At 61.8% G+C, this 20,336-nt stretch carries 17 protein-coding genes and 1 pseudogene; 6 read left to right on the plus strand and 12 right to left on the minus strand.

Annotation, left to right across the window (positions count from 1 at the left end):
• Window positions 1-478: 478 nt before the first annotated feature.
• The 3 genes from CAI21_RS16610 (at window position 479) to CAI21_RS16630 (ending at window position 3,398) form a co-directional block, all read left to right on the plus strand.
• A complete protein-coding gene (locus CAI21_RS16610; protein ID WP_220348601.1) occupies window positions 479-967 on the plus strand; it encodes a GNAT family N-acetyltransferase in 489 nt (162 codons plus the stop codon).
• A 551-nt stretch (window positions 968-1,518) separates the two neighbouring features.
• Window positions 1,519-2,367 carry a metal-dependent hydrolase gene (locus CAI21_RS16625; RefSeq protein ID WP_116303320.1) on the plus strand — a complete coding sequence of 283 codons (849 nt, stop codon included), beginning with the start codon at window positions 1,519-1,521 and terminating at the stop codon, window positions 2,365-2,367.
• A complete protein-coding gene (locus tag CAI21_RS16630; RefSeq protein WP_116303321.1) occupies window positions 2,367-3,398 on the plus strand; it encodes a DUF2156 domain-containing protein in 1,032 nt (343 codons plus the stop codon). The genes CAI21_RS16625 and CAI21_RS16630 overlap by 1 nt, the downstream gene beginning before the upstream one ends.
• 214 nt (window positions 3,399-3,612) lie before the next feature.
• On the opposite strand, the gene CAI21_RS16635 is transcribed toward CAI21_RS16630, so the two are convergent.
• The 11 genes and pseudogenes from CAI21_RS16635 to CAI21_RS16680 form a co-directional block, all read right to left on the minus strand.
• On the minus strand, window positions 3,613-4,533 hold the full coding sequence (locus CAI21_RS16635) for an SMP-30/gluconolactonase/LRE family protein (RefSeq protein WP_116303322.1): 921 nt from the start codon (window positions 4,531-4,533) through the stop codon (window positions 3,613-3,615).
• A gap of 39 nt (window positions 4,534-4,572) precedes the next feature.
• Window positions 4,573-6,372 carry an IlvD/Edd family dehydratase gene (locus tag CAI21_RS16640; protein WP_116303323.1) on the minus strand — a complete coding sequence of 600 codons (1,800 nt, stop codon included), beginning with the start codon at window positions 6,370-6,372 and terminating at the stop codon, window positions 4,573-4,575.
• Between the two features lie 71 nt (window positions 6,373-6,443).
• Entirely contained in the window at window positions 6,444-7,583 is a 1,140-nt protein-coding gene (locus CAI21_RS16645) for an endo-1,4-beta-xylanase (RefSeq protein ID WP_116303324.1), read from the minus strand.
• A gap of 88 nt (window positions 7,584-7,671) precedes the next feature.
• Window positions 7,672-8,025, minus strand: a complete 354-nt coding sequence (locus CAI21_RS26090) for an aldose epimerase family protein (RefSeq protein ID WP_404840887.1) — start codon at window positions 8,023-8,025, stop codon at window positions 7,672-7,674.
• Between the two features lie 14 nt (window positions 8,026-8,039).
• Window positions 8,040-8,546 (minus strand): annotated as a pseudogene (locus CAI21_RS26095) (aldose epimerase family protein); the annotation flags it as partial.
• Between the two features lie 18 nt (window positions 8,547-8,564).
• On the minus strand, window positions 8,565-9,611 hold the full coding sequence (locus CAI21_RS16655; RefSeq protein ID WP_116303325.1) for an ABC transporter ATP-binding protein: 1,047 nt from the start codon (window positions 9,609-9,611) through the stop codon (window positions 8,565-8,567).
• Between the two features lie 58 nt (window positions 9,612-9,669).
• Window positions 9,670-11,277: a glycoside hydrolase family 43 protein gene (locus CAI21_RS16660; protein ID WP_116303326.1), complete on the minus strand. Its 1,608-nt coding sequence runs from the start codon at window positions 11,275-11,277 to the stop codon at window positions 9,670-9,672.
• Window positions 11,278-11,297: 20 nt separating this feature from the next.
• Window positions 11,298-12,125: a carbohydrate ABC transporter permease gene (locus CAI21_RS16665; RefSeq protein WP_116303327.1), complete on the minus strand. Its 828-nt coding sequence runs from the start codon at window positions 12,123-12,125 to the stop codon at window positions 11,298-11,300.
• Window positions 12,122-13,054 (minus strand): carbohydrate ABC transporter permease, encoded by a 933-nt coding sequence (locus CAI21_RS16670; protein ID WP_116303328.1) that lies wholly within the window; start codon window positions 13,052-13,054, stop codon window positions 12,122-12,124. Before CAI21_RS16670 ends, CAI21_RS16665 begins: the two co-directional genes overlap by 4 nt.
• A 75-nt stretch (window positions 13,055-13,129) precedes the next feature.
• On the minus strand, window positions 13,130-14,419 hold the full coding sequence (locus CAI21_RS16675; RefSeq protein ID WP_116303329.1) for an ABC transporter substrate-binding protein: 1,290 nt from the start codon (window positions 14,417-14,419) through the stop codon (window positions 13,130-13,132).
• A 76-nt stretch (window positions 14,420-14,495) separates the two neighbouring features.
• Entirely contained in the window at window positions 14,496-15,266 is a 771-nt protein-coding gene (locus CAI21_RS16680; RefSeq protein ID WP_116303330.1) for an SDR family NAD(P)-dependent oxidoreductase, read from the minus strand.
• Between the two features lie 345 nt (window positions 15,267-15,611).
• On the opposite strand from CAI21_RS16680, the gene CAI21_RS16685 reads away from it, so the two are divergent.
• The 3 genes from CAI21_RS16685 (at window position 15,612) to CAI21_RS16695 (ending at window position 19,678) form a co-directional block, all read left to right on the plus strand.
• Window positions 15,612-16,814 (plus strand): ROK family transcriptional regulator, encoded by a 1,203-nt coding sequence (locus CAI21_RS16685; RefSeq protein ID WP_116303331.1) that lies wholly within the window; start codon window positions 15,612-15,614, stop codon window positions 16,812-16,814.
• A gap of 107 nt (window positions 16,815-16,921) precedes the next feature.
• On the plus strand, window positions 16,922-18,499 hold the full coding sequence (locus tag CAI21_RS16690; protein ID WP_116303332.1) for an aldehyde dehydrogenase (NADP(+)): 1,578 nt from the start codon (window positions 16,922-16,924) through the stop codon (window positions 18,497-18,499).
• 3 nt (window positions 18,500-18,502) lie between these two features.
• Window positions 18,503-19,678 carry a fumarylacetoacetate hydrolase family protein gene (locus tag CAI21_RS16695; protein ID WP_116303333.1) on the plus strand — a complete coding sequence of 392 codons (1,176 nt, stop codon included), beginning with the start codon at window positions 18,503-18,505 and terminating at the stop codon, window positions 19,676-19,678.
• A gap of 30 nt (window positions 19,679-19,708) precedes the next feature.
• On the opposite strand, the gene CAI21_RS16700 is transcribed toward CAI21_RS16695, so the two are convergent.
• Window positions 19,709-20,041, minus strand: a complete 333-nt coding sequence (locus CAI21_RS16700) for a hypothetical protein (RefSeq protein WP_116303334.1) — start codon at window positions 20,039-20,041, stop codon at window positions 19,709-19,711.
• Between the last annotated feature and the right edge of the window lie 295 nt (window positions 20,042-20,336).

Below are 20,336 nucleotides of genomic sequence, written 5' to 3' on the forward strand. Positions count from 1 at the left end.
GTGTGATCTCTCAACAGGTTGTCTCGGTTCGCGGGCTGTAGCGCCGCGTGCGTATCCCTTACAGAATTATGGGCGACAATCACGGGGGCACCTACCCGACGGAGGAAGGCGCCCGCGACGCTCTGAAATCAAAACCTTACAACTTGCCACGTTTGCCTTGGGCTCTGTGCCTTCTCCCTCGTCTATGGCACTATTACCAGATACTTCCCCCATACCACGAAAAACGCTGAGGGCGAGGGTATGCCGCCGCTGGAGTACCACCGCTTGGATCATAAGGACATGCGCACGTCGCTGAGCCACCTACCGGCTGAGAAACAGCAGGAGCTGGAGCGGTTGCGGGCGGAAGTTCAGGAATAAGCGTGGGCGGTCTCGTTTGCAAACGATGCAAGGGGGCATCGGCATTAGACGGCGGCCGTCATATTGCAAGTCGATCTCGAACAGTCTCGAACAGGACAGCCACTCAACAAAGGAAACCATATTGTCGGTAGGCGGCGAGATTCCGTCTAATACACTGTTAGATCGGGAAGTGGGAATGAATATTCGTCCAATTGGGGATGGCGAAGAGGGGATCCTTTTCGAAATACATCGTGCAGTTTTTTACTCGCACATCGAGCAAATTTGGGGTTGGGATGAGGATTGGCAGAAGGCCAATTTCGCGAGGGAGATAGAGTCCTCAGCGACATCAGTCGTCATAATCGATGGCCTCATCGTTGGTTATGTACAAGTCTGCGAGGATGACAGAGGTATTTATCTCCAGAATATTGCCCTTTCAGGTGACTACCAGCGGAAAGGAATCGGTACTCGCCTCATTCAGCAACTTCAAAAAAAGGCTGCTGTCAGTGGCGTGCCGCTAAATTTGGGGGTTTTTCGAACGAATACATCAGCGCGTCGGTTTTATGAGCGTGTCGGCTTCGAGAAAATACGCGACACAGAGACGCACATCCAGATGTCATGGAAAGCGACCTAACCATGCCTGTCACGGCGATGGCTACTGCATTTATTGCCGCAGGGAAGAAGACGCTGGAGGTTCGCTCGTGGCGCCCAGAGTCCTTACCAATTTGTGACCTTTTGATTGTGGAAAATTCGAGCTTTTTGTCGTCTGACAACCCGATGAAATAGCGGGGCACCCCTTGGAATAATCATCGATGATGACGGGTTCGGCCCTACGCGCCCTGACGTGACGGTCATCAAAGGCGGGCTGGTGCGCGTGCCGCCGGCGCCGCCCTCTGGTGCGCGGCAGAACGCCGATATCGGCGTTCGGGATTTCCTGCTGGAGGGCTTGCCGATCGAGCCGGAGCATCTGTTCGCCTGTATTACCGAAACTATCTTAATGGGGCAACCGGGATCACCAGCGACTAAAGTAAAGGGGAAGTTCGCAAGGAGCGAGTGCTGGAAATGCTGGAGCTGGCGAAGCTGCACGGCTTCTAGCTGGGAGAGTTTAAGACCGGCCGAAGCTTTTGGGGATACGCCCCAGTCAAGCTTTTTCAACAGAATTTTGCCGGAATAAGGGAAGTTATCATGGAAACCGAGACCGCTAGCGCCCCGGATAGGATCAGGGCCCGCCGCTTCGCCGTAAATTACAACGACAGTGCCGTCCCGCGCATATGGGTTGAGGGCGACGTTTTTCTAACCCACTGGCTGAACGCCTACACGATGACGGTTCTGGATGGTGAAGTGTTCATTATCCAGACCATCAAGCAGGCGATGGACAAGCTCGACGAGCCTAGAGTGCGCGATGACGCGCAAGGGCTTATCGGGCAGGAAGTGTCGCACTCGAGGGGGCACTCGCAGTTCTTTGACGTGTTGCAACAGCAAGGCTTCAAGCTGAAAACCTACCTGGCTTTTACCCGGTTTCTATCATTCAAGATCCTGGCGCCGCTGGCGACGCAGACGCAGCAACTTGCCTTCGTGGTCGGTGTCGAGCGGATCAACGAACTGTTCGCCGAGATTAGCCTGGCGAGCGGAACCCTTGATAAGGCATCACCTGCTGTGCGTTCCCTCTATGAGTGGCATTTTGCCGAAGAGATCGAGCATAAGGCGGTTGCCTTCGACGTCTACCAGGCTATCTCGGGTAGCCGGTTTTGGCTGGGGTACGGGGTGGTCATGTCTTACCTAGTCAACATGGGCTACCTGTTCCTCGCTTTCTCGACCTTCATGCGACAGGACGGCCAGTTGTTCAAGTGGAAGGTTTGGAGGCGGGCCTTTCAGTATTGGTTTACCAAGGAGCGGTTTTTACCGCGCATGACCCGCGGCTGCTTGCAGGTGCTCAAGCGCGGCTTTCACCCCTCCCAGAGCGATAACCGCAAGTTGGCGGAGCATGTGTTGCGGCGCCGCGTTATCAAGGCAGACAGTGCGGGAGATGCGTGATGGAAACAGCACTGCAAGTCGAGTGCTCGGCCACTGTCTCCGACCGTGACGCCACGCTGCGCTGGTTTCTGAGGCGGTATGGTCGCGGCTGTATGGCCTACTCCACACTGCAACCGGGGCTTGACTATTTTCTGCACGAGCGGCTGGGATATCTGGCGTACCTGCGGTTGCGACACCCGATTTTCGCTCCCCGGGGGCTGCATGTGGTCATCGGCGATCCCGTTGCCGCGGTCGCGGATTACGAGGCGCTACTCGACGCCTACCTCGAAAGCCCTGGCGCTGCCGCCACTGCTTTTATCGAGATCGGCCCCAATTTCGCGACGCTGTTGAGTCGGCGTGGCTATCCCGTCAACGAGGTGGGTATCGAGTGGGAGATCGACCTCGACGAGTTCGATGACGAACTGCGTGGCGGGCAATACAGCCACCTGCGCCGATGGCGGAATAAGGCCAGCAAAACAGGGGTGGAGGTGGCCGAGGGAAAGATCTCTACGCTGAACCGGGAGGAGGTGTCTGCGCTGAATAGGGACTGGCTGCAACGCAAAGGTGGCGAGGAGCTGGTGGGGCTGGTCCGCCCGTTCGTGCAGGAGAACGAACCGGACGTGCGTTATTTCTGGGCGACGAAGCAGGGGAGGCTGCTGAGCTTCGCGGTCTTCGATCCGATGTACCGCGATGGCCAGATCATCGGCTATCTGCATAATCTTTCGCGCACCGTGCATGATGCCCCACACGGGACGAGCGACTTGATTGTGCTCGAAGCCATCCGGCGCTTCCGTGCCGAGGGGCGCGAGATCCTTTCGCTAGGCCTTTCTCCGCTGGCGGGCGTGGAGGACGCGCACTACCGCCATAGGACACTTGTTAACAAATTGTTCCGCTTCATGTATCGCAATTGCTCCTTCATTTATCCGTTCGAAGGAAACTTTTTTCACAAGGAGAAATACCGGGGGCGTTCAATCAAAACCTATATTGCGTCCATGCCTGCTTTCAGTGTTTATCGTGTGCTAGGCGTCTGCAAGGCGTTGCGGATGTTTTGAAGCGAAAACACGAGAAACACGAGGACATCCAACTGACCGCGACGTGCCGAGTGTTTTCGGGCGCGGTTCCCGCCAGGTTTTCATCATCCGGCGTGATTTTGGCGCAGGGCTTTTCCTGGCCTAGTGCCCCTGCCGTGGTGGCGATCTAAGGCCGCGCAAAAAAGCGGACACCCAGCCCTAGCCGCCCTCGGCTCACGGGGTGGCAAAAGGCGGCTCACTTAGCGCATTGGGTGGCCCGCGACGCTCCGCGGCTGAACTTCGGCTCTGGCAGTCCAGAGGCAGGGGCGGGCATGCTCAGCAGACTGCCTGCCAAAGGCCAACGCGCCTTGCCTTCCGCATCCAAATGCTGAGTGGCGGTGGTGATATAGAGCGTGCGTAGATCGCGACCGCCGAAGGCGACCATGGTCGGGTGCGGGCAGGGCAGGGCATAACTGGCGACCAAGCCCCCCTTGGGCGAGAAGCGCACGATGCTCCCGCCGCCGTATAACGCGATCCAGTAATACCCTTCGCTATCGACCGCGGCGCCGTCGGGGACGCCGGGCAGGTCCAGCGCCGCCAAGTCGACCCAGGTTTCGGGTTCGCCGGTGGTGCCGCTGCGGACGTCGAAGGGGTAACGAAGAATGCGCCGGGTGAGCGAATCGGTGTGATAGAGCCAGCGTTGATCGGGGCTGAAGGCCAACCCGTTGGAGATGCTGACATTCGTCCGGCGGCACGCCAGTTCGCCTTGGTCGAAGCAGTAGAGCGCCGCGACCGGGCTTTGCTCGTCAAAGGCGATGGTGCCCACCCATAGCCGTCCGGCGGCATCGCAGCGTCCGTCGTTGAAGCGATTGCCTCCCCCTTCTCGCCACTCGGCATTGGCGACCAGCCGTTCCGGCTCGCCGCCGAGCGGCAAACGCAGTCGCAAGATGCCCGAGGCCGTCGCCGCTAGCAGGCCGTCTTCGCAGAGGGCGATACAGCCCACTTTCTCGGCGAGTTCGAGCCGTTCCGGCGCTTTGCCGCTGTTCGGCCGCCACGAGTAGATATAGCCGTTGTTAATATCCACCCAGTAAAGCGTCTGGCGCTCCACCGACCACAATGGGCTTTCGCCCAGGCTCATCCGCAGCTCGGCCGCTACTTTGATGTCGTTGTCGTTCATGGTGTCGTATCTCGCGGTTGAGAAAGGCTTAGCGTCGATTCAGTGGTTGTCCCGCGGCGGATGGCGCCGCGCCACATCTTGATACTTGGGCGCCGACCGGAGCGTCATTCCGCGGTCGAGCGGTTCGACCAGATCGCGCTGAATCTCCTGCCAAGGCGTTTGGTGAGGTGGATACGGGTAGCCGCCGCGCTCTTCGAGCCGGTGGCGGCGCGCCGCGAGCTCCGTGTCGTCGAGCAAGACGCGGACTTCCCCCTTGCCCAGATCGATGCGCAGACGGTCGCCGGTTTCCAGCAAGGCCAGACCGCCGCCGGTGGCCGCTTCGGGCGAGGCGTTGAGGATCGACGGCGATCCCGAGGTTCCCGACTGGCGGCCGTCGCCCAAACACGGGAGCGCGTCGATGCCGCGCCTGATCAGTGCCTCGGGCGGCTGCATGTTCACCACTTCGGCGCCGCCGGGGTGGCCGACCGGGCCGGCGCCGCGCATGATAAGGATAGTCGTCTCGTCGATCGCCAGGGCGGGGTCGTCGATGCGGGCGTGATAATCCTCGGCGTTATCGAACACCGCCACCCGGCCTTCGAAGGCGTCGGGATCGTCGGGGTTGCTGAGAAAGCGCCGGCGGAAGTCTTCTGAAATGACGCTGGTCTTCATCAGCGCCGAGTCGAACAAATTGCCTTTGAGATTGAGAAAGCCGGCCCGTTCGACCAGCGGATTGTCATAGCGGCGAATCACGTCGGTATCCCGCGTCTCGCAACCCTCGATATTGGCGCCCAGCGTCCGGCCGTTGACGGTCATCGCTCCGCTGTGGAGCTTGCCGGCCCCGAGCAATTCGCAAAGCACCGCCGGCACGCCGCCGGCGCGATAAAACTCTTCGGACAGGTAGGCCCCGGCGGGCATTACGTTGGCGAGCAGCGGGATTGGATGGCCGAGGCGCTGCCAGTCGTCGTTGGTCAACTCGACGCCGGCGTGGCGGGCGATGGCATTGATATGGATCGGCGCGTTGGACGAGCCGCCCAGCGCCGAGCAGGTCACGATGGTGTTCTCGAAGGCCTCGCGGGTGAGGATGGCGCTGGGGCGCAGGTCCTCCCACACCATCTCGACGATGCGCTCGCCGGTTTGATAGGCCACCATGGAGCGCTCCTTGTAAGGCGCCGGGATCATCGCCGAGCCGGGCAGGCTCATACCCAACGCTTCGGCCAGCGAGTTCATGCTCGAGGCGGTGCCCATGGTGTTGCAATGCCCGACCGAGGGCGCGGAGTCGGTCGCCCGGGAAAGAAAGTCGGCGTAGTCGATCTCGCCGGCGGCTAAGCGTTTGCGCAGGTCCCATATAATGGTGCCGGAACCGACCCGCTCGTTGTCGCGCCAGCCGTTTAACATCGGCCCGCCAGAGAGCACGATGGCCGGGATGTTGACGGTGGCGGCGGCCATTAAACAGGCCGGGGTGGTTTTGTCGCAGCCGGTGGTTAGCACCACGCCGTCCAGCGGGTAGCCGTGCAGCACCTCGACCAGCCCAAGGTAGGCGAGATTGCGATCGAGCGCGGCGGTGGGCCGGCGTACGTTCTCGTGGATGGGGTGCAGCGGAAACTCGAACGGCACGCCGCCGGCGGCGCGGATGCCGTCTTTGACCCGCTTGGCGAGCGCTACGTGATGGCGGTTGCACGGCGTGAGATCGGACCCCGACTGGCAAATGCCGATGATCGGCTTGCCGCTGGCGAGTTCTTCCAAGGTGATGCCGTAGTTCATGTAGCGCTCGATGCACAGCGCTGTCGTGCCCGGGTGCTCGGGGTTGTCGAACCAGTAGCGCGAGCGCAGTTGTTCCGGGGTTATTTTGCGGTCGGTCATTTGTTTGAACCTCTCGAAGCGGCCGATGCGTTAGCTGGCCAAGTCGCCTGTGTCGGCGTCGATGAAGGAGATCAACGCCGTAGTTCCGCAACCGCGTGATAAGCGGGTTTGCGGCGGCGGTCGCGATCGAAGAGCAGTGGATAGTTGGTGCGTCCTATCACCGGAAAATCGTTTTTCCAGGACTCGGCGTCGTAGGTGCCCCAAGTGCTGACGCGATCGATCTTGTCGCGATGCCGCAGGAATAACTCGAACATCTCGACATAACGCGCGGTGAGTTTCTCTTCCACGTCTGCCGGCAGGCCGTCGGTATAGGGGTCGAGTTCGTCGGCGTATTCGAAGTCGGTAGCGATATCGGCGCCGGTATATTCCCAGGCTACCGGTAGCACATCGACTTCAAACTCGGTGATATGAATGCGCATGCCTTGTGCGGCATAGGCTTCGATGCTGCGTTCGAATTCGTCGAGATCGGGAAAGTCGAGGCCGACGTGGCCTTGTAGGCCGACACCGTGAATCGGCACGCCCCGGCGCCGATAGTCTCGCAACACGTCGACCAAGAACGCGCGCTTGCCGGGGTTGTGCATGTTGTAGTCGTTGTAGAGCAGGTGCGCCGCGGGATCGAGCTCATGGGCTAGGTGAAAGGCGTGTTCCATGTAGCTCGCATCGCCGAAAATCTCATACCAAGGGCTGCGCCGCCAGCCTTGGTCCTCGTCGATCGCCTCATTTACAACGTCCCAGATAGCGACTTGGTCGCGATAGCGCTCCATCAAGGTGGTGATGTGCGTTTCCATGCGCTGCTTGAGCGTGTCGCGGGAGATTGTGTGTCCACTGCTGTCGACGAACAGGTCGTCGGGTGTTTGCGAATGCCAAACTGGCGCGTGGCCGACCACGGTCATGCCCTGCTCGCGCCCGAACTCGATGAACCGGTCGGCCAGCGTCCAGTCCCATTGGCCCTGGGCAGGCTGGATCTCGCCGGATTTCATGCAGTTCTCCGCGGTGATGGCGTTGAACTCGCTACTGATAATATCGAGCAGTTCGCGATCCTGTGTTTCGAGCGTGCGATTGCTGATCGCCGTGCCGATCAGGAAGTCGTCGCGAAACACCTCTTTCAGACCACTGATCTCGAGCGCGCGGGCCATGGCGACGCCCTTGAGCTGGGAAAGTGCGGCCAGTGCGACGCTGGCTTGTAGAAAACGGCGGCGTGATAACGGCATGTTGATCTCCTCCGAGTTATTCGTTTTGATGGCTTTTTAGTAATTTCTCTGAACTAAGCCTATAGACGTTGCAACTTCGCCCTCGGCGCTAGCGAACCCAGCGGAAGCGATAGCGACGGGCATGGCGCTCGCCGTTATGCAGCTCGACCAAACCGTGCTCGCGCGGCCCCAGGTTATGAGCGTTGACCGCGTGATCGACCGGTTCGAAACAAAAGAAGTCGGCCTGCGCACCAGGCGAGAACACCAAATAACGCGAAATATCCGGTTCGGCCGTGACTTCCAAGGCCACGCCGCGCCGCGGCCAACGCAACAGCGCGCGGCCGTTCCAACCGGTGAAGAGGTTGTCGATCTTGCCGTCCGGCAGCCTTGAGGAGTGCGCGAAGTTCCAGGGATCATCGCTGCCGAGGGGTGTCCATTCGGTAGGGAGTTGCGCGTCGTCCACTTCCCAGACACCGGCGGCCGGTGCTTCGAGGCATGTATCGGCGCTACGCGGAAACCAGGGATGCAGCCCAGCCCATAGGGCGCGCTCCGCTCGCCCAGATGCGTTACGGCAAGTTCCACGATCAGGCTCTCGCTCTCCAGCCGATAGAGCAACTCCGCCCGATAATCGAACGGCGGTTGTTCGTTGGAGCGCAGCGTCAGGCGCACTTCGTGCTGCGTTCGAGCCTCGACTAGCCAAGGCCGCTGCCAGCCGTCGCCGTGGATCGGCAGGGGCTCGCCGGCCAGGTTGGCGGCGAAGTCGTAGCGGCGCCCGTGCCAGTCGAAGCCGCCCGTCGCGATACGGTTCGACCAAGGCACGAGCGGATACATGGCCAGCCGGTTCGGGTCTCGTTCGCGTTCCCGGCCGGGGCGCATCAGCGCCACCGGGCCCTGCTCGGTTAGGGCGTCGAACCGTGCCGCGCTGGCGCCGGCGGCCGGCTCGACCGCTAAGCGCAGGTTGCCGTTATCGAGGATGATCGTCATAACGCCTCCGCGCGTTCGTCAGACCAGACTGAGGCTGGCCAGTCGTCGGCGGATCGCCTCGTCCGGCAGACGCCGCCCGTCGGCATCGAAGGGATGCAGCTGGTCGGGCCGCGGCGTTAGATAGAGCGTGTCGCCGGTCGCCATCTCGGCATCGCCGGGCAGACGCACCGTCATCGCGCCCGCCTGTTCGCTGTCGACGTAGGCGAAGGAGTCCGCGCCCAATTTCTCGATCACTCGCACGGTGACCCGCCAGTCGCCGTGTTCGCGGCTGACGTCGATGTGCTCGGGGCGGATGCCGAGGGTGGTCGCGCCGTAGGCCTCGGCGATCAAACCGTCGATCAAGTTCATTTTGGGCGAACCGATGAAGCCGGCGACGAACAAGGTTTCGGGGCGCTGGTAGAGCGTCATCGGCGAACCGACTTGTTCGATCCGGCCGGCGTTCATGACCACGATGCAATCGGCCAGGGTCATCGCCTCGATCTGATCGTGGGTCACGTAGATCATGGTGGTGTCGAGCCGTTGGTGGAGTTCGGCCAGCTCGACACGCATCTTGGTCCGCAAGGCGGCATCGAGGTTGGACAACGGCTCGTCGAACAGAAACACGCCGGGGTTGCGCACGATGGCCCGGCCGATCGCTACCCGCTGGCGCTGGCCGCCGGACAGTTCCGCCGGTTTGCGGTCGAGCAGTTCCTCCAGGTGCAGCAACCGGGCCGCTTCGGCCACTTTGGCCTGGCGCTGGTCGGCGGGCAGCTTGGCCAGGCGCATGCCGAAGTCGATATTGCGCGCCACGGTCATATGCGGGAAAAGCGCATAGGATTGAAAGACCATGGCGATATCCCGCTGGCTGGCTTCAACGTCGGTGACGTCGCGCCCGCCAATCGTGATCGAGCCGCGGGTGACCGTTTCCAGCCCGGCGATCATGCGCAGCAGGGTCGATTTGCCGCAGCCGGAGGGGCCTACTAGGACGGTGAAGGAGCCCTCCTCAATATGTAAATTGAGGTTGGGGATCACCGTAGTGTTGTCGCGGAAGGTCTTCTCTATGTCGACCAGTGTCACTTCAGCCATAATGTGCTCTCATCGTCAGGCGACTGATTGTCGATTGCCGGAGGCGGCGGAAAGCCTCTCAGTAGGGTTTGCGGCGATAGCGGAACCACGCGAAGTCCGCCGGCGCGCCGCGGCCGCTGATGTCATGCGCCGCCATCCCAAGGAAATTGCCGGTGAAATAGCCGTGCGCGCGGCCGTTGCCTTCGTCCGACAGCAAGCTGGCATCGAGCGCCGGCCCGATCGGTTGCCAACCGTCGTCGTTCTGGGCGTAGCGGAACTGTAATCTGCGCTGGTGAATATCCAGGCCGAGGCGGACCGGTATATCGGGTTCGAGCACCACCTCGTCCTCGTCGGCGATGTCGAGACGGCCGTTCGGCCAGTCGTCGTTGCAGCTGATCAGGCTAAGCACCTTGTTACCGTCGTCGCTGCGCGTGACCGCGAGATAGTGGAACTTGAAGCGGTTGTAGTAGGCGATCAGGCCGGCGAACTGCTGTAGATCGTCCGGTTCGAACTCCAGCTCGGTCTCGGCGCTGCAATGCAGACTGTCTTGACGGAGCGCCACCAGCGCCTGCTCGAACCAGGACCCCACCGATTCGCGGCCGAACAGGCGCAAGTGGCCGGGACACTCCGTCAGCGAGAAGATCCGCTCCGGCTGCGGAGTCCGCAGCCATTGGAACGCTCGGGGCAAGGTGGCGTTCGCGAAGTCATAGGTTTCCTCGACGGCCGGCGCTTGCTGACTCGCGCCGATACCGACAATTTCGGTCGCCGGCGCGTTGCCGCCGTGCGCTAGGCGCAGCCAACCGTCATCGCCCCATTCCATCTTCTGGATCGCGGTTTCGCGGCCCATGGGCGAGCGGCGTAGGTCGGGCAGCGGACGGCTGCACAAGTGGACGAGATAGGTCTCTCCCGTCCGGGTCGTCACCAGATCGGCATGGCCGGCTCGCTGTAACGGGTTGTCCGGGTCGTCCTTACTGGTAAGAACGGGGTTGTCGGGGTGCACCTCGTAGGGGCCGGTGATATGACGGGAGCGGGCCATGGTCACGGCATGGTCGTAACCGGTACCTCCCTCCGCCACCAGCAAGTGGTACCAGCCGTCGCGGCGGTAGAGATGCGGGCCTTCGGTGAGCTTCATCTCGGTACCGGCGAAAATGTTGTGGATCGGCCTGACCAAGCGCTGGTGCTCGTGAGCGTATTCTTGGAGCAGAATGCCGCCGAAGCGGTCGCCGCCCTCGCGCTGGCGATAATCCCACTGGAGGTTGACGAGCCACTTACGGCCGTCGGTGTCATGGAACAGCGAGGGATCGAAGCCGCTCGCGTTGAGATAGATCGGGTCGCTCCAGGGGCCTTCGATGAAGGGCGCGGTGACCAGATAGTTGCGGCCGTCCTTAAAGTTGCCTTCGTAGCGCTTCATGTCCGTGTAGACCAACCAGAACAGGCCGTCGGCATAGGACAGGCAGGGCGCCCAAATACCGCAGGAGTCCGGGTTGCCGCGCATGTCGAGCTGGGCGGCGCGGTTGAGAGGCCGCGTCACCAAGCGCCAGTTGGCAAGATCCCGCGAGTGGTGAATCTGCACGCCGGGGTACCACTCGAAGGTCGACGTGGCGATGTAGTAATCGTCGCCGACTCGGCAAATCGACGGGTCGGGATTGAAGCCGGCCAGAATCGGGTTTTGAATCGCGTCACTCATTGGCTATTGTCCTTTATCCGTTATCCCTTGACGGAGCCACCGGTCAGTCCGGCCACGATGTATTTTTGCGCAGCCAGGAAGAAGATCACTGCCGGAGCGATGGTCAGCGTGACGAAGGCCAGGATCATGTTCCATTCGGTCAGATACTCGCCCTGGAACTGCATCATGCCCAACGGCCAGGTGTAGAGGGCGCGGTCGTTGAGCACCACCAGCGGCAGCAGAAAGTTGTTCCAGCTCTGCACGAAGACGAACACCCCCACCGTGGCCAGAATCGGCGTCGACAACGGCAGCGTGAACGACCAGAAGAAACGCACATAGCTGCAACCCTCGATCCGGGCAGCCTCGAACAGCTCCTTGGGCAGCCGGTCGAAAAACGCCTTGAACAACAACACCGCCAGCGACAGACCAAACGCGGTCTGCGGCAGAATCACGGCCCAGTAGGTGTCCAGCAGCCCTAGATCGCGCACCTTGATGAACAGCGGCAGAATCGCCGCGGCGAACGGAAACATCAGTCCCAACAACAGATAAGAGAGAATCATCTTGGAACCGAAGAAGCGGACGTGCGAGAACACGTAGGCCGCCGCCGCACCCACCACTAAGGTGAGAAACACCGTCATCGAGGCGATGAAGAACGAGTTGCCCAGATAGCGCCAGAAGCTGCTATCGAAAACGATCGACAGATAGTTATCCGGCGCCCAACTTGCCGGTAGCCACAGCGGATTGGTGCGTAGCTCCGCATTAGTCTTGAAGCCGCCGAAGAAGGCGGCCAGCAACGGGCCGACGACCAGGCTGGCAACCAAAATCAGCACGATCACGCGCAGGGTGTTGCGGGTAGTCACGGAGTTCATGCCCGACTCTCCTTCGCGGTAGCGCGCTGATAGAACAAGGCGACACCGATGGCCAGCACGAACAGGACGACGGCGGCGGCGCTACCGAAGCCGATGTTCAGGCGCGACAAGCCGAAGGTGTAGAGGTAGGTGACAATGGTGTGGGTCGAGTGCGACGGTCCGCCGTTGGTCATCGGGATGATGACGTCGAAGATCTGCAGCGAGCCGATGATGGCGAAAAAGCCGCTCACCACCAGGGCGTGCTTGATCATCGGAATCTGCACGAACAGCGCCACCTGGCCCGGTTTGGCGCCCTCCAGCTTGGCGGCCTCGATCAGATCCTTGGGCACACTCTGCAACGCGGCAATGTAGATCATCATGTGGAAACCGAAATACTTCCACACGATGACTGTCATGATCGCCGGGAAAGCCCACTGATGATCGGCCAATACGTAGACCGGATCCTGCCCCAGCCTTTGCAACAGGGAGGCGGTAACGCCGTAGTCGCCGTCGAAGACGAAGCTCCAAATCAGCCCGGCGGCAACTTCCGCCAGGATGAAGGGGAGGAAAAACACCAGCCGAAAGAGCGTATTCGTCGGCGTCTTGCGGTATACCAGCAACGCCAGCCCCAGCGCTAACGGCATCTGCAGGACCAGCGAGACGACGATCAGCATCGAGGTGTTCCGCAGGGCGGTATGAAACACGCTGTGATCGAATAGTCGCTGGTAGTTCTCGGTACCGACGAAATTGCTCGGCGAACCGTAACCGTTCCACGAGAAGCCGCTGTAATAGCTCGCGTCGATCAGCGGCAAAATGACAAATAACGAAAACAGAGTCAGGGCCGGCGGCAACAGAATCAGCACCGCCGTCAGCCTGCCGCTGGCGATCGTTCGCTTGAAGCGTTCGGCCGCTCCACCGCGGCTAACAACGGCTTGGGTCATAGTCGTCATAGTGACATTCCATCCCGAAACGAGGCATTGACAGGCGCGGGCACGAATCCCGCCCGCGCCGGGATAGATCGGGGATTATCTAAACTCCCAGGCCTCCGCGACCCGCTCGGCCGCTTGTTCGGGCGTGATCGCCCCCTGGGCCAGATCGCCGCTGATGTCGTTGACGGTGGCGCCGACGGAAACCCCCAGCGCCTGGTCGAGGAACACCTGATGGAAGCTCGACTCGTCGAGCATCCGGGCGACGCTGCGGGCGTACGGCGTATCGAGTTCTTCCTCTGAGCCGTAGGCCACCGGCACGAAGATACCGGCGCGCGCGGCCCTGCGTTGATTCTCTTCGTTGAGCAGGAAGCGCAGGAAGTCGACCGCCTCGTCGGGAGCATCCCGCGTGACGGCAAAGCCGTTGATACCGCCGAAGCTATGCTCGTTGCCGGCGGCATCGGCAATCGTGGGAAAGGGGATGAAGCGCAAGTCTTCGTCGGGCACGCCTTCGCCGCTCTCCGAACGCTCCTTGTGCGGGATGTAATCCCAGTCGCCCATCAGGTGCATGGCGGCCTCCTGATCGCCGAACATGGCGCTGGCCCGCTCGTAGGTGGTCGACATAAAGCCGGGTTGGAAGGGGTTCAGGTCCACGAACTCTTGCAGCAGTTGCCCGGCTTGCACGAACGGTTCGCCGGCAAAGCCGCCGTTCGCGCCGGTTTTGGCGGCCTCGATACCGTCGCCACCGGCCAAGCGCGTGGCCAGGTAGCCCCAGTAGAAGTGCATGGGCCAGCCGTCCCGGCCGCCGACCGCCACCGGTGTGATGCCCTGCTCGCGCAGCGCGACGACGGCGTTCTTAAGGTCATCCCAAGTCTCGACGTCGTCGATGTCGACCCCGGCTTGTTCGGTCAATGCGGCGTTGGCCCAAAAGCCCACCACGGTCGCGTAGAGCGGCGCCCCATAGACCCGGCCGTCGAGGGTGAAGGCACCCACGGCGCTCTCGGGATAGAGGTCCGCCCAACCGTCGTTCATTTCCTCGGTGATATCGCGGACGAACCCAGCTTCCACTTGGTCGCGCAAGCCCTCTCCGCCCCAGCTATAGAAGATGTCGGGACGCTGTCGGGATTGCAGCAGGGTGGGCAGGCGCGTCTTGTAGGCCTCGTTGGCGATATACTGGAACTCGACGTTAACGTCTGGATTCTGAGCTTCGTACTCGGCGATGATTTCGTCGTAATACTGTTTTTCGGCGTCGCTGATCTCGACGCGTAGCAACCGCACGGTGGTGTCCGCGGCGGCCTCGATGGAGCTCACGGCCAAAGCAGCGGCGATCGCCGCCACCCAGCCACGGGAACGCGGCCATGCCTTATTGTGCCTAGCGGATATATGCATGACGTTCTCCTCCTTATGGTGTTATTAGAATTCGACGCATCTTCTTTTGCCGGGGCGCCTTACCCGGCGTTTCGCTTCAGCCCCAACCGCCGTCGACCGCGAGCTCTTGGCCGGAAATCGCCGAACTGTCGGCACTGGCGAGGAAGAGTGCGGCAGGAGCGACATGCGTCGGCTCCAGCCGCATCTTCAGGGACTGCCGAGCCTGGATCGACGCTTCCTCTTCCGGGCCGATCCAATTCTCAAGCTGTCGTTCGGTGATGATCGAGCCGGGCACGAGGGTGTTAACGCGGACGCGATGCGGGCCGAGATCGCGCGCCAAACTGCGCGTTAGACCATGTACCGCGGCTTTGGCGGTGACATAAGCCGACAGGTCGGCGATCGCCATCTGCACGCTGATCGAGCCGAAGTTGATAATCGACCCTCCGCCCGCCTCGATCATCTGGCGGGCGGCGGCCTGGGCGGCGAAGAACATCGGCCGCAGGTTGAGCGACATGCGCTCGTCCCAGTAATCGACGTCAATCTCCTGCCAGGAATGGCGATCGTCGTTCGCGGCATTATTGACGAGCGTATGGATCGGCCCCAGCGTTTGCCCGACGTCGGCGATGACAGCCTGTAGCGCCGCCACATCGCGGATGTCGCAATGGAAGTACCGCGGCACCTCGCCGGTTTCGGCCTGCAATGTCTCGAGCAGCGCCTCGCTGGCGGCGTCGTTGATATCGACGAACGCGACCCGCGCCCCCTGGCGGTGGAAAGCGCGCGTTAGCTCCGCGCCGATACCGCTGCCGCCACCCGTAATAAAGACCACACGCTGTTCGAGGCTTGGATAACGTGCCGCGTCGTAGCTCATTCTGGCTCCCTACTTAGTTTATTCTGTTTACTAATAGAAAATCAGTTTATCCGCTTGCGTAAAAAACGCAATAGTTGCTGCGATACCCGGTGCTAGTACGTTAATATAGTATAAGTGCGTTGAAAATCGACGGCCTGGATGCAGCCGATTAATGTCGGTAGCGTGTCCATGCTTCGTTTAGTTTGCTTACCAAGATTATAGGTAGGGCGGTAAACGCTCGGTCGCGGAGGCAAAATAAAGCCGCCAACGCCAGCCGCGCGAGCGCGACCGACATCTACTCATCATTACGCCGTTCGGAGAGTCGGCTCGGCGTCGGCGCCGGGAAAAGAGGCTACGCTTTTATTTATGTCAACCAACTTTCAACAGCATAAGGCGGGTGATCTGCATTTCCTAAAGCGGCTCAACCGCAGCGCCATCCTCGAACTGATCCGTCGCGCGCCGGGCATGACGCGGGCCGATATCGCCACTCAAGCGCAATTGACCAAAGCCACCGTGGGCGCTGGTGTGCAGTCTTTGCTCGAACAGGGTTGGCTTAGCGAAGGCGAGTTGCAAAGAAGCGGCGGCGGTCGTCCCGGACGGTCGTTGTATCTCAACGAGCAGCATTATGTGCTGCTCGGTGCCGAGGTCGATGTCCACGGTTTACGCCTGGTCGCATGTACGCTCACCGGCCAGATATTGACCTCGCGTCAAGAGTATTTGGCTCCGACGACGCCGGAAATTACCGCTGACTTGCTCGCCGATTTGCTGAGGGCATTGCGGTCCTCGCCGGAAGTGGCCGGTCGCCAGTGTCTCGGAGTGGGTATCGCGCTGCCCGGTCCGATTGATCCCAAGAAGCCGATTCTTCGTCTCGCACCCAACTTGGGTTGGCGCGATATCCGTTTCCTGGATCTGTTGCGTGCCCGCCTGCCGGAGCTAGACAGTCTGTGGCTGATGGACAACGAAGCGAAATCCGCGGCGTTCGGCGAACTTTACTTCCGTACCGACAAAATTACCGACTCGCTGGTCTACGTCAGCGCCGGCACGGGTATCGGCAGCGGCATGGTCGAGGGCAACCACCTACCGCTGATCTCGCGCGGCCTGCAAGGGCTGGCCGGGGAAATCGGCCACACCGTGCTGCAACCGGGCGGCTTGTACTGCCGTTGCGGCAATCGCGGCTGCGCGGAAACCCTGGTCAGCGGTTGGTCGATTCGTGCCGCCTTGGGCATCGCCGAGGATCAGAGCCTTAGCGAGGCCTTGCAGCCGCGCCTCGGGGAAGCCGAGGTGCAGGTTACCTTGCGGCGGGCCGGCGAGGCGCTCGGAACGCTGCTGCTCAATCTTCATCACACTCAAAACCCTTCCGAGATCGTCCTCGGTGGTTCGCTCGTTCAAATCGGCGCGCCGCTGCTCGATCCTGCTCTAACTTACTTCAAAGCTAATCAAAACTCGCTGCTGGGAACGACTCAGCAGGTGCCGATTCGCATCATCGAGGATTCGACCTTCGTTTCCGCGCGCGGCGCCGCCGCGCAAGTGTTGGCCAGAGCCATCCACGGCCCCGGCGAGTTGCTATAAGCGGTTACCTCATTTGCGCTCTCATTTCGCTACTAAGTAAAAAGTTTGAACAAACGTGCTACCTTTCCTAAGGTAGAAGCTCTGTCGACTATCAGAAGGAGGTGCGCATGCAACCGGAAGGAGTTCTTCTTATCGGCCAACAGGCCGTAAACGGCGGCCAAGCCGCCATTCGTGCGGTCAATCCCGCGACCGGCGAGGTCTTGGAGCCGGTCTATCATGGCGGCAGCGGCAGCGAGGTCGAGCAAGCGTGTCGACTCGCCGAAGCCGCGTTCGATAGCTACCGCGAAACGTCGCTCGAAGCGCGGGCCGCTTTCCTGGAAGCGATCGCCACCGAGATCGAAGACCTCGGCGATGCGCTGATCGAGCGCGCCATAATGGAGACCGGTCTGCCACGGGCGCGCCTGGAAGGCGAGCGCGGCCGTACCTGCGGTCAGCTTCGTCTGTTCGCCTCGGTGGTACGTGCCGGCGAGTGGTTGGATCTCCGGCACGACCCGGCGCTGCCCGATCGAACGCCGCTGCCCCGCCCCGATCTGCGCCAGCGGCACATCGCCGTGGGCCCGGTCGCCGTCTTCGGCGCCAGCAACTTTCCGCTGGCCTTCAGCGTGGCCGGCGGCGATACCGCCTCGGCGTTGGCCGCCGGTTGCCCGGTGGTGGTCAAAGGTCACGCCGCTCACCTTGGCACGTCGGAATTTGTCGGCCGGGCGATCCAGCGGGCGGTCGCCAAGTGCGGGCTGCCCGAGGGCGTGTTCTCGCTCTTGTTCGGTGCCGGCAACGAGATCGGCGAAATGCTGGTCTCCGACCCGCGGGTCAAGGCGGTCGGTTTCACCGGCTCCCGCCGCGGCGGCACCGCGCTGACCGCCATTGCCCAAACCCGCGCCGAACCGATCCCGGTCTACGCGGAAATGAGCAGCATCAACCCGGTGTTCTTATTGCCCGAGGCCCTTAGCGTGCGCGGCGGAGCGATCGCCGAAGGCTTCGTCGCCTCCCTGAACATGGGGGCCGGGCAATTTTGCACGAACCCCGGTTTGGTCCTGGGCGTCAAGAGCGGAGCGCTGGAGGCCTTTGTCGCCACGGCCGGCTCGGCGGTCGAGGCCAGCGCGCCTCAAACCATGCTCACCTCGGCCATCCACAGCGCTTACGAGGCGAGCGTCGAGGCGCTCGCCAAGCACCCCAAGGTTCGCGAGATCGCCCGCGGCCAGGCCGGCGACAGCGCCTGCCAATGCCGCGCCGGGCTGTTCGCCGTGGACGCCGAGGACTTTATCGCCGACAAGTCACTACAGAACGAAGTCTTCGGCTCCACCTCGTTGGTAGTCGAATGCCGCGACATCGACGAGATGGCGCGGGTCGCCGAGCGGCTGGAAGGCCAACTCACCGCCACGCTGCAAATGGACGACGACGATCTCGCGACGGCCAAGGCACTGTTGCCGGTGCTCGAGCGCAAGGCCGGCCGGATTCTCGCCAACGGCTGGCCGACTGGCGTGGAAGTGAGCCACGCCATGGTCCACGGCGGCCCTTACCCGGCCACCACTGACCCGCGCACCACCTCGGTGGGCAGCGCCGCGATTCGGCGTTTCTTGCGGCCGGTGTGCTACCAAAATCTGCCGGCAGGCCTGCTGCCCGAACCGCTCCAGGATGGAAACCCGCTGGCCGTGACCCGGCTAGTGGACGGCCAACGCGAGGGATAAGACGTGAAAACCGTAAACAACTCAATACTTCCCGAAGACTCGGCGCGTGCACTATTGGTCGGCCGGGTATGGCGTGCGGCCCCCGATGCGGGGCCGGCGCTGGTCGCGATTCGCCGAGGCGAGGTCATCGACATCAGCGCGCAATGCCAATGCATGGCCGACCTTCTCGATCGCGACGATGCAGCAGCATTCGTCGCGACGGTCGAAGGCGAAGCGCTGGGAACCGTGGAAGCGTTGCTGGCGAACTCCCTCGCCGAGCCCCAGCGCGCGCCGTACCTGCTCGCGCCCTGCGACGTGCAGGCCATCAAGGCCTGCGGCGTGACCTTCGCCGTCAGTCTGATGGAGCGCGTGATCGAAGAACAGGCGGGCGGTGACGCTGCTCGCGCCGGGGCGCTGCGCGAGGAATTACAGACACTGATCGGCGGCGATCTGTCGCGCATCGTGCCCGGCTCCGAGGAGGCCATGGCGCTCAAAGCGGAATTGCAGGCCCGGGGCGCTTGGTCGCAGTACATGGAGGTGGGGCTGGGTGTCGACGCCGAGGTGTTCACCAAGGCCCAGCCGTTCTCCGCGGTAGGGTTCGGAGCTCGCGTTGGACTGCACCCGGCCTCGCAATGGAACAACCCCGAGCCCGAGATTGTACTGGCGGTCGACGCCGCCGGCCGGGTCAAGGGCGCGACGCTGGGCAACGACGTCAATCTGCGCGATATCGAGGGGCGTAGCGCCCTGCTGTTGGGCAAGGCCAAGGACAACAACGCCTCCTGCGCAATAGGTCCATTCATTCGCCTGTTCGACGAGACGTTCACCCTGGATACCGTGCGCGAGGCGCACGTCTCGCTGCGCATCGAGGGGGAGGGCGACGGCTTCGTGCTCGACGACAGTAGCGACATGCGCCAGATCAGCCGCGATCCGCTGGAGCTGGTGGAGCAGACCGTGGGCGCGCACCATCAGTACCCGGATGGCTTCATGCTGTTCCTCGGCACCATGTTTTCGCCGATCCAGGATCGCGACGGCGCGGGTAAGGGGTTTACCCACCGCATTGGCGATACCGTGACCATTGCCACGCCGGCACTGGGCAGCCTGGTCAATCGTGTCGATCGCAGCGATCGATTGCCGCCATGGGCTTTCGGCATCCGGCAGTGGTTAAAGCACATAAACCAGAAAACGGCTATGGCCGTTTGAAGTACGCGGGAGCGGTTCCCAGCCGAGGCCTCAGGCGCGCGCGATCCAGAGTCCGAAGAGCGCAGTTTGGAGCACCAGAGCGGCACCGTAGATCCCGTGGACGGAATGCCAGAACGACTGCCGCGCTGCCTCGACCGCACCGCTGGCGAGCAAGGTGGCAAACACGGAATTGAGAAAGACAGGGAGTATGAGAAGCTGCAGCAGCGCGGCGCCGAACATCAGCTTGTGGGCGGTCCCCACCTTAAGGATAGCGCCCCTGACACTGCCGGAGTCACCGTTAATCGCTATCCAGGCTAGCCCGAGCAAAACCAGAACCAGCGCGGAGGCAAAGAGCCTGGTGCTGAGTGTGAAGTAGATCGTCACGTGTCTTCCTTTGAGTTATCGCTCAGCGGTCGGGGTTGGCTCTTGGAGACACCACAGCGACGTGTACAAGCCAAGCTCTCCTAGTAACATACCCATCAGCAAATTAATAACTATAACTAGGGATAATAACTAACTAGGAAACACCCAGCCAGCCGTCCTCGGCTAACTGAGTGACAAAGGCGGTTCACTGAGTGCACTGGGTGTCCCGCGAAACCGGTGCTCGTGCCTCGCGTGCCTACTGGCTGACGTTAGGCTGCACTGGAGATAGGGCGAGGGCTTTACGGTGTGTGCGCCA

Source organism: Alkalilimnicola ehrlichii (assembly GCF_003399765.1).
Taxonomy (GTDB): domain Bacteria; phylum Pseudomonadota; class Gammaproteobacteria; order Nitrococcales; family AK92; genus AK92.

Coding starts and splice junctions, on each gene's coding strand:
- CAI21_RS16635 (WP_116303322.1), bottom strand. CDS start 4,533: ATGAACGACAACGACATCAAAGTAGCGGCCGAGCTGCGGATGAGCCTG.
- CAI21_RS16680 (WP_116303330.1), bottom strand. CDS start 15,266: ATGAGCTACGACGCGGCACGTTATCCAAGCCTCGAACAGCGTGTGGTC.
- CAI21_RS16640 (WP_116303323.1), bottom strand. CDS start 6,372: ATGACCGACCGCAAAATAACCCCGGAACAACTGCGCTCGCGCTACTGG.
- CAI21_RS16665 (WP_116303327.1), bottom strand. CDS start 12,125: ATGAACTCCGTGACTACCCGCAACACCCTGCGCGTGATCGTGCTGATT.
- CAI21_RS16630 (WP_116303321.1), top strand. CDS start 2,367: ATGGAAACAGCACTGCAAGTCGAGTGCTCGGCCACTGTCTCCGACCGT.
- CAI21_RS16645 (WP_116303324.1), bottom strand. CDS start 7,583: ATGCCGTTATCACGCCGCCGTTTTCTACAAGCCAGCGTCGCACTGGCC.
- CAI21_RS16655 (WP_116303325.1), bottom strand. CDS start 9,611: ATGGCTGAAGTGACACTGGTCGACATAGAGAAGACCTTCCGCGACAAC.
- CAI21_RS16675 (WP_116303329.1), bottom strand. CDS start 14,419: ATGCATATATCCGCTAGGCACAATAAGGCATGGCCGCGTTCCCGTGGC.
- CAI21_RS16690 (WP_116303332.1), top strand. CDS start 16,922: ATGCAACCGGAAGGAGTTCTTCTTATCGGCCAACAGGCCGTAAACGGC.
- CAI21_RS16660 (WP_116303326.1), bottom strand. CDS start 11,277: ATGAGTGACGCGATTCAAAACCCGATTCTGGCCGGCTTCAATCCCGAC.
- CAI21_RS16685 (WP_116303331.1), top strand. CDS start 15,612: ATGTCAACCAACTTTCAACAGCATAAGGCGGGTGATCTGCATTTCCTA.
- CAI21_RS16670 (WP_116303328.1), bottom strand. CDS start 13,054: ATGACGACTATGACCCAAGCCGTTGTTAGCCGCGGTGGAGCGGCCGAA.
- CAI21_RS16625 (WP_116303320.1), top strand. CDS start 1,519: ATGGAAACCGAGACCGCTAGCGCCCCGGATAGGATCAGGGCCCGCCGC.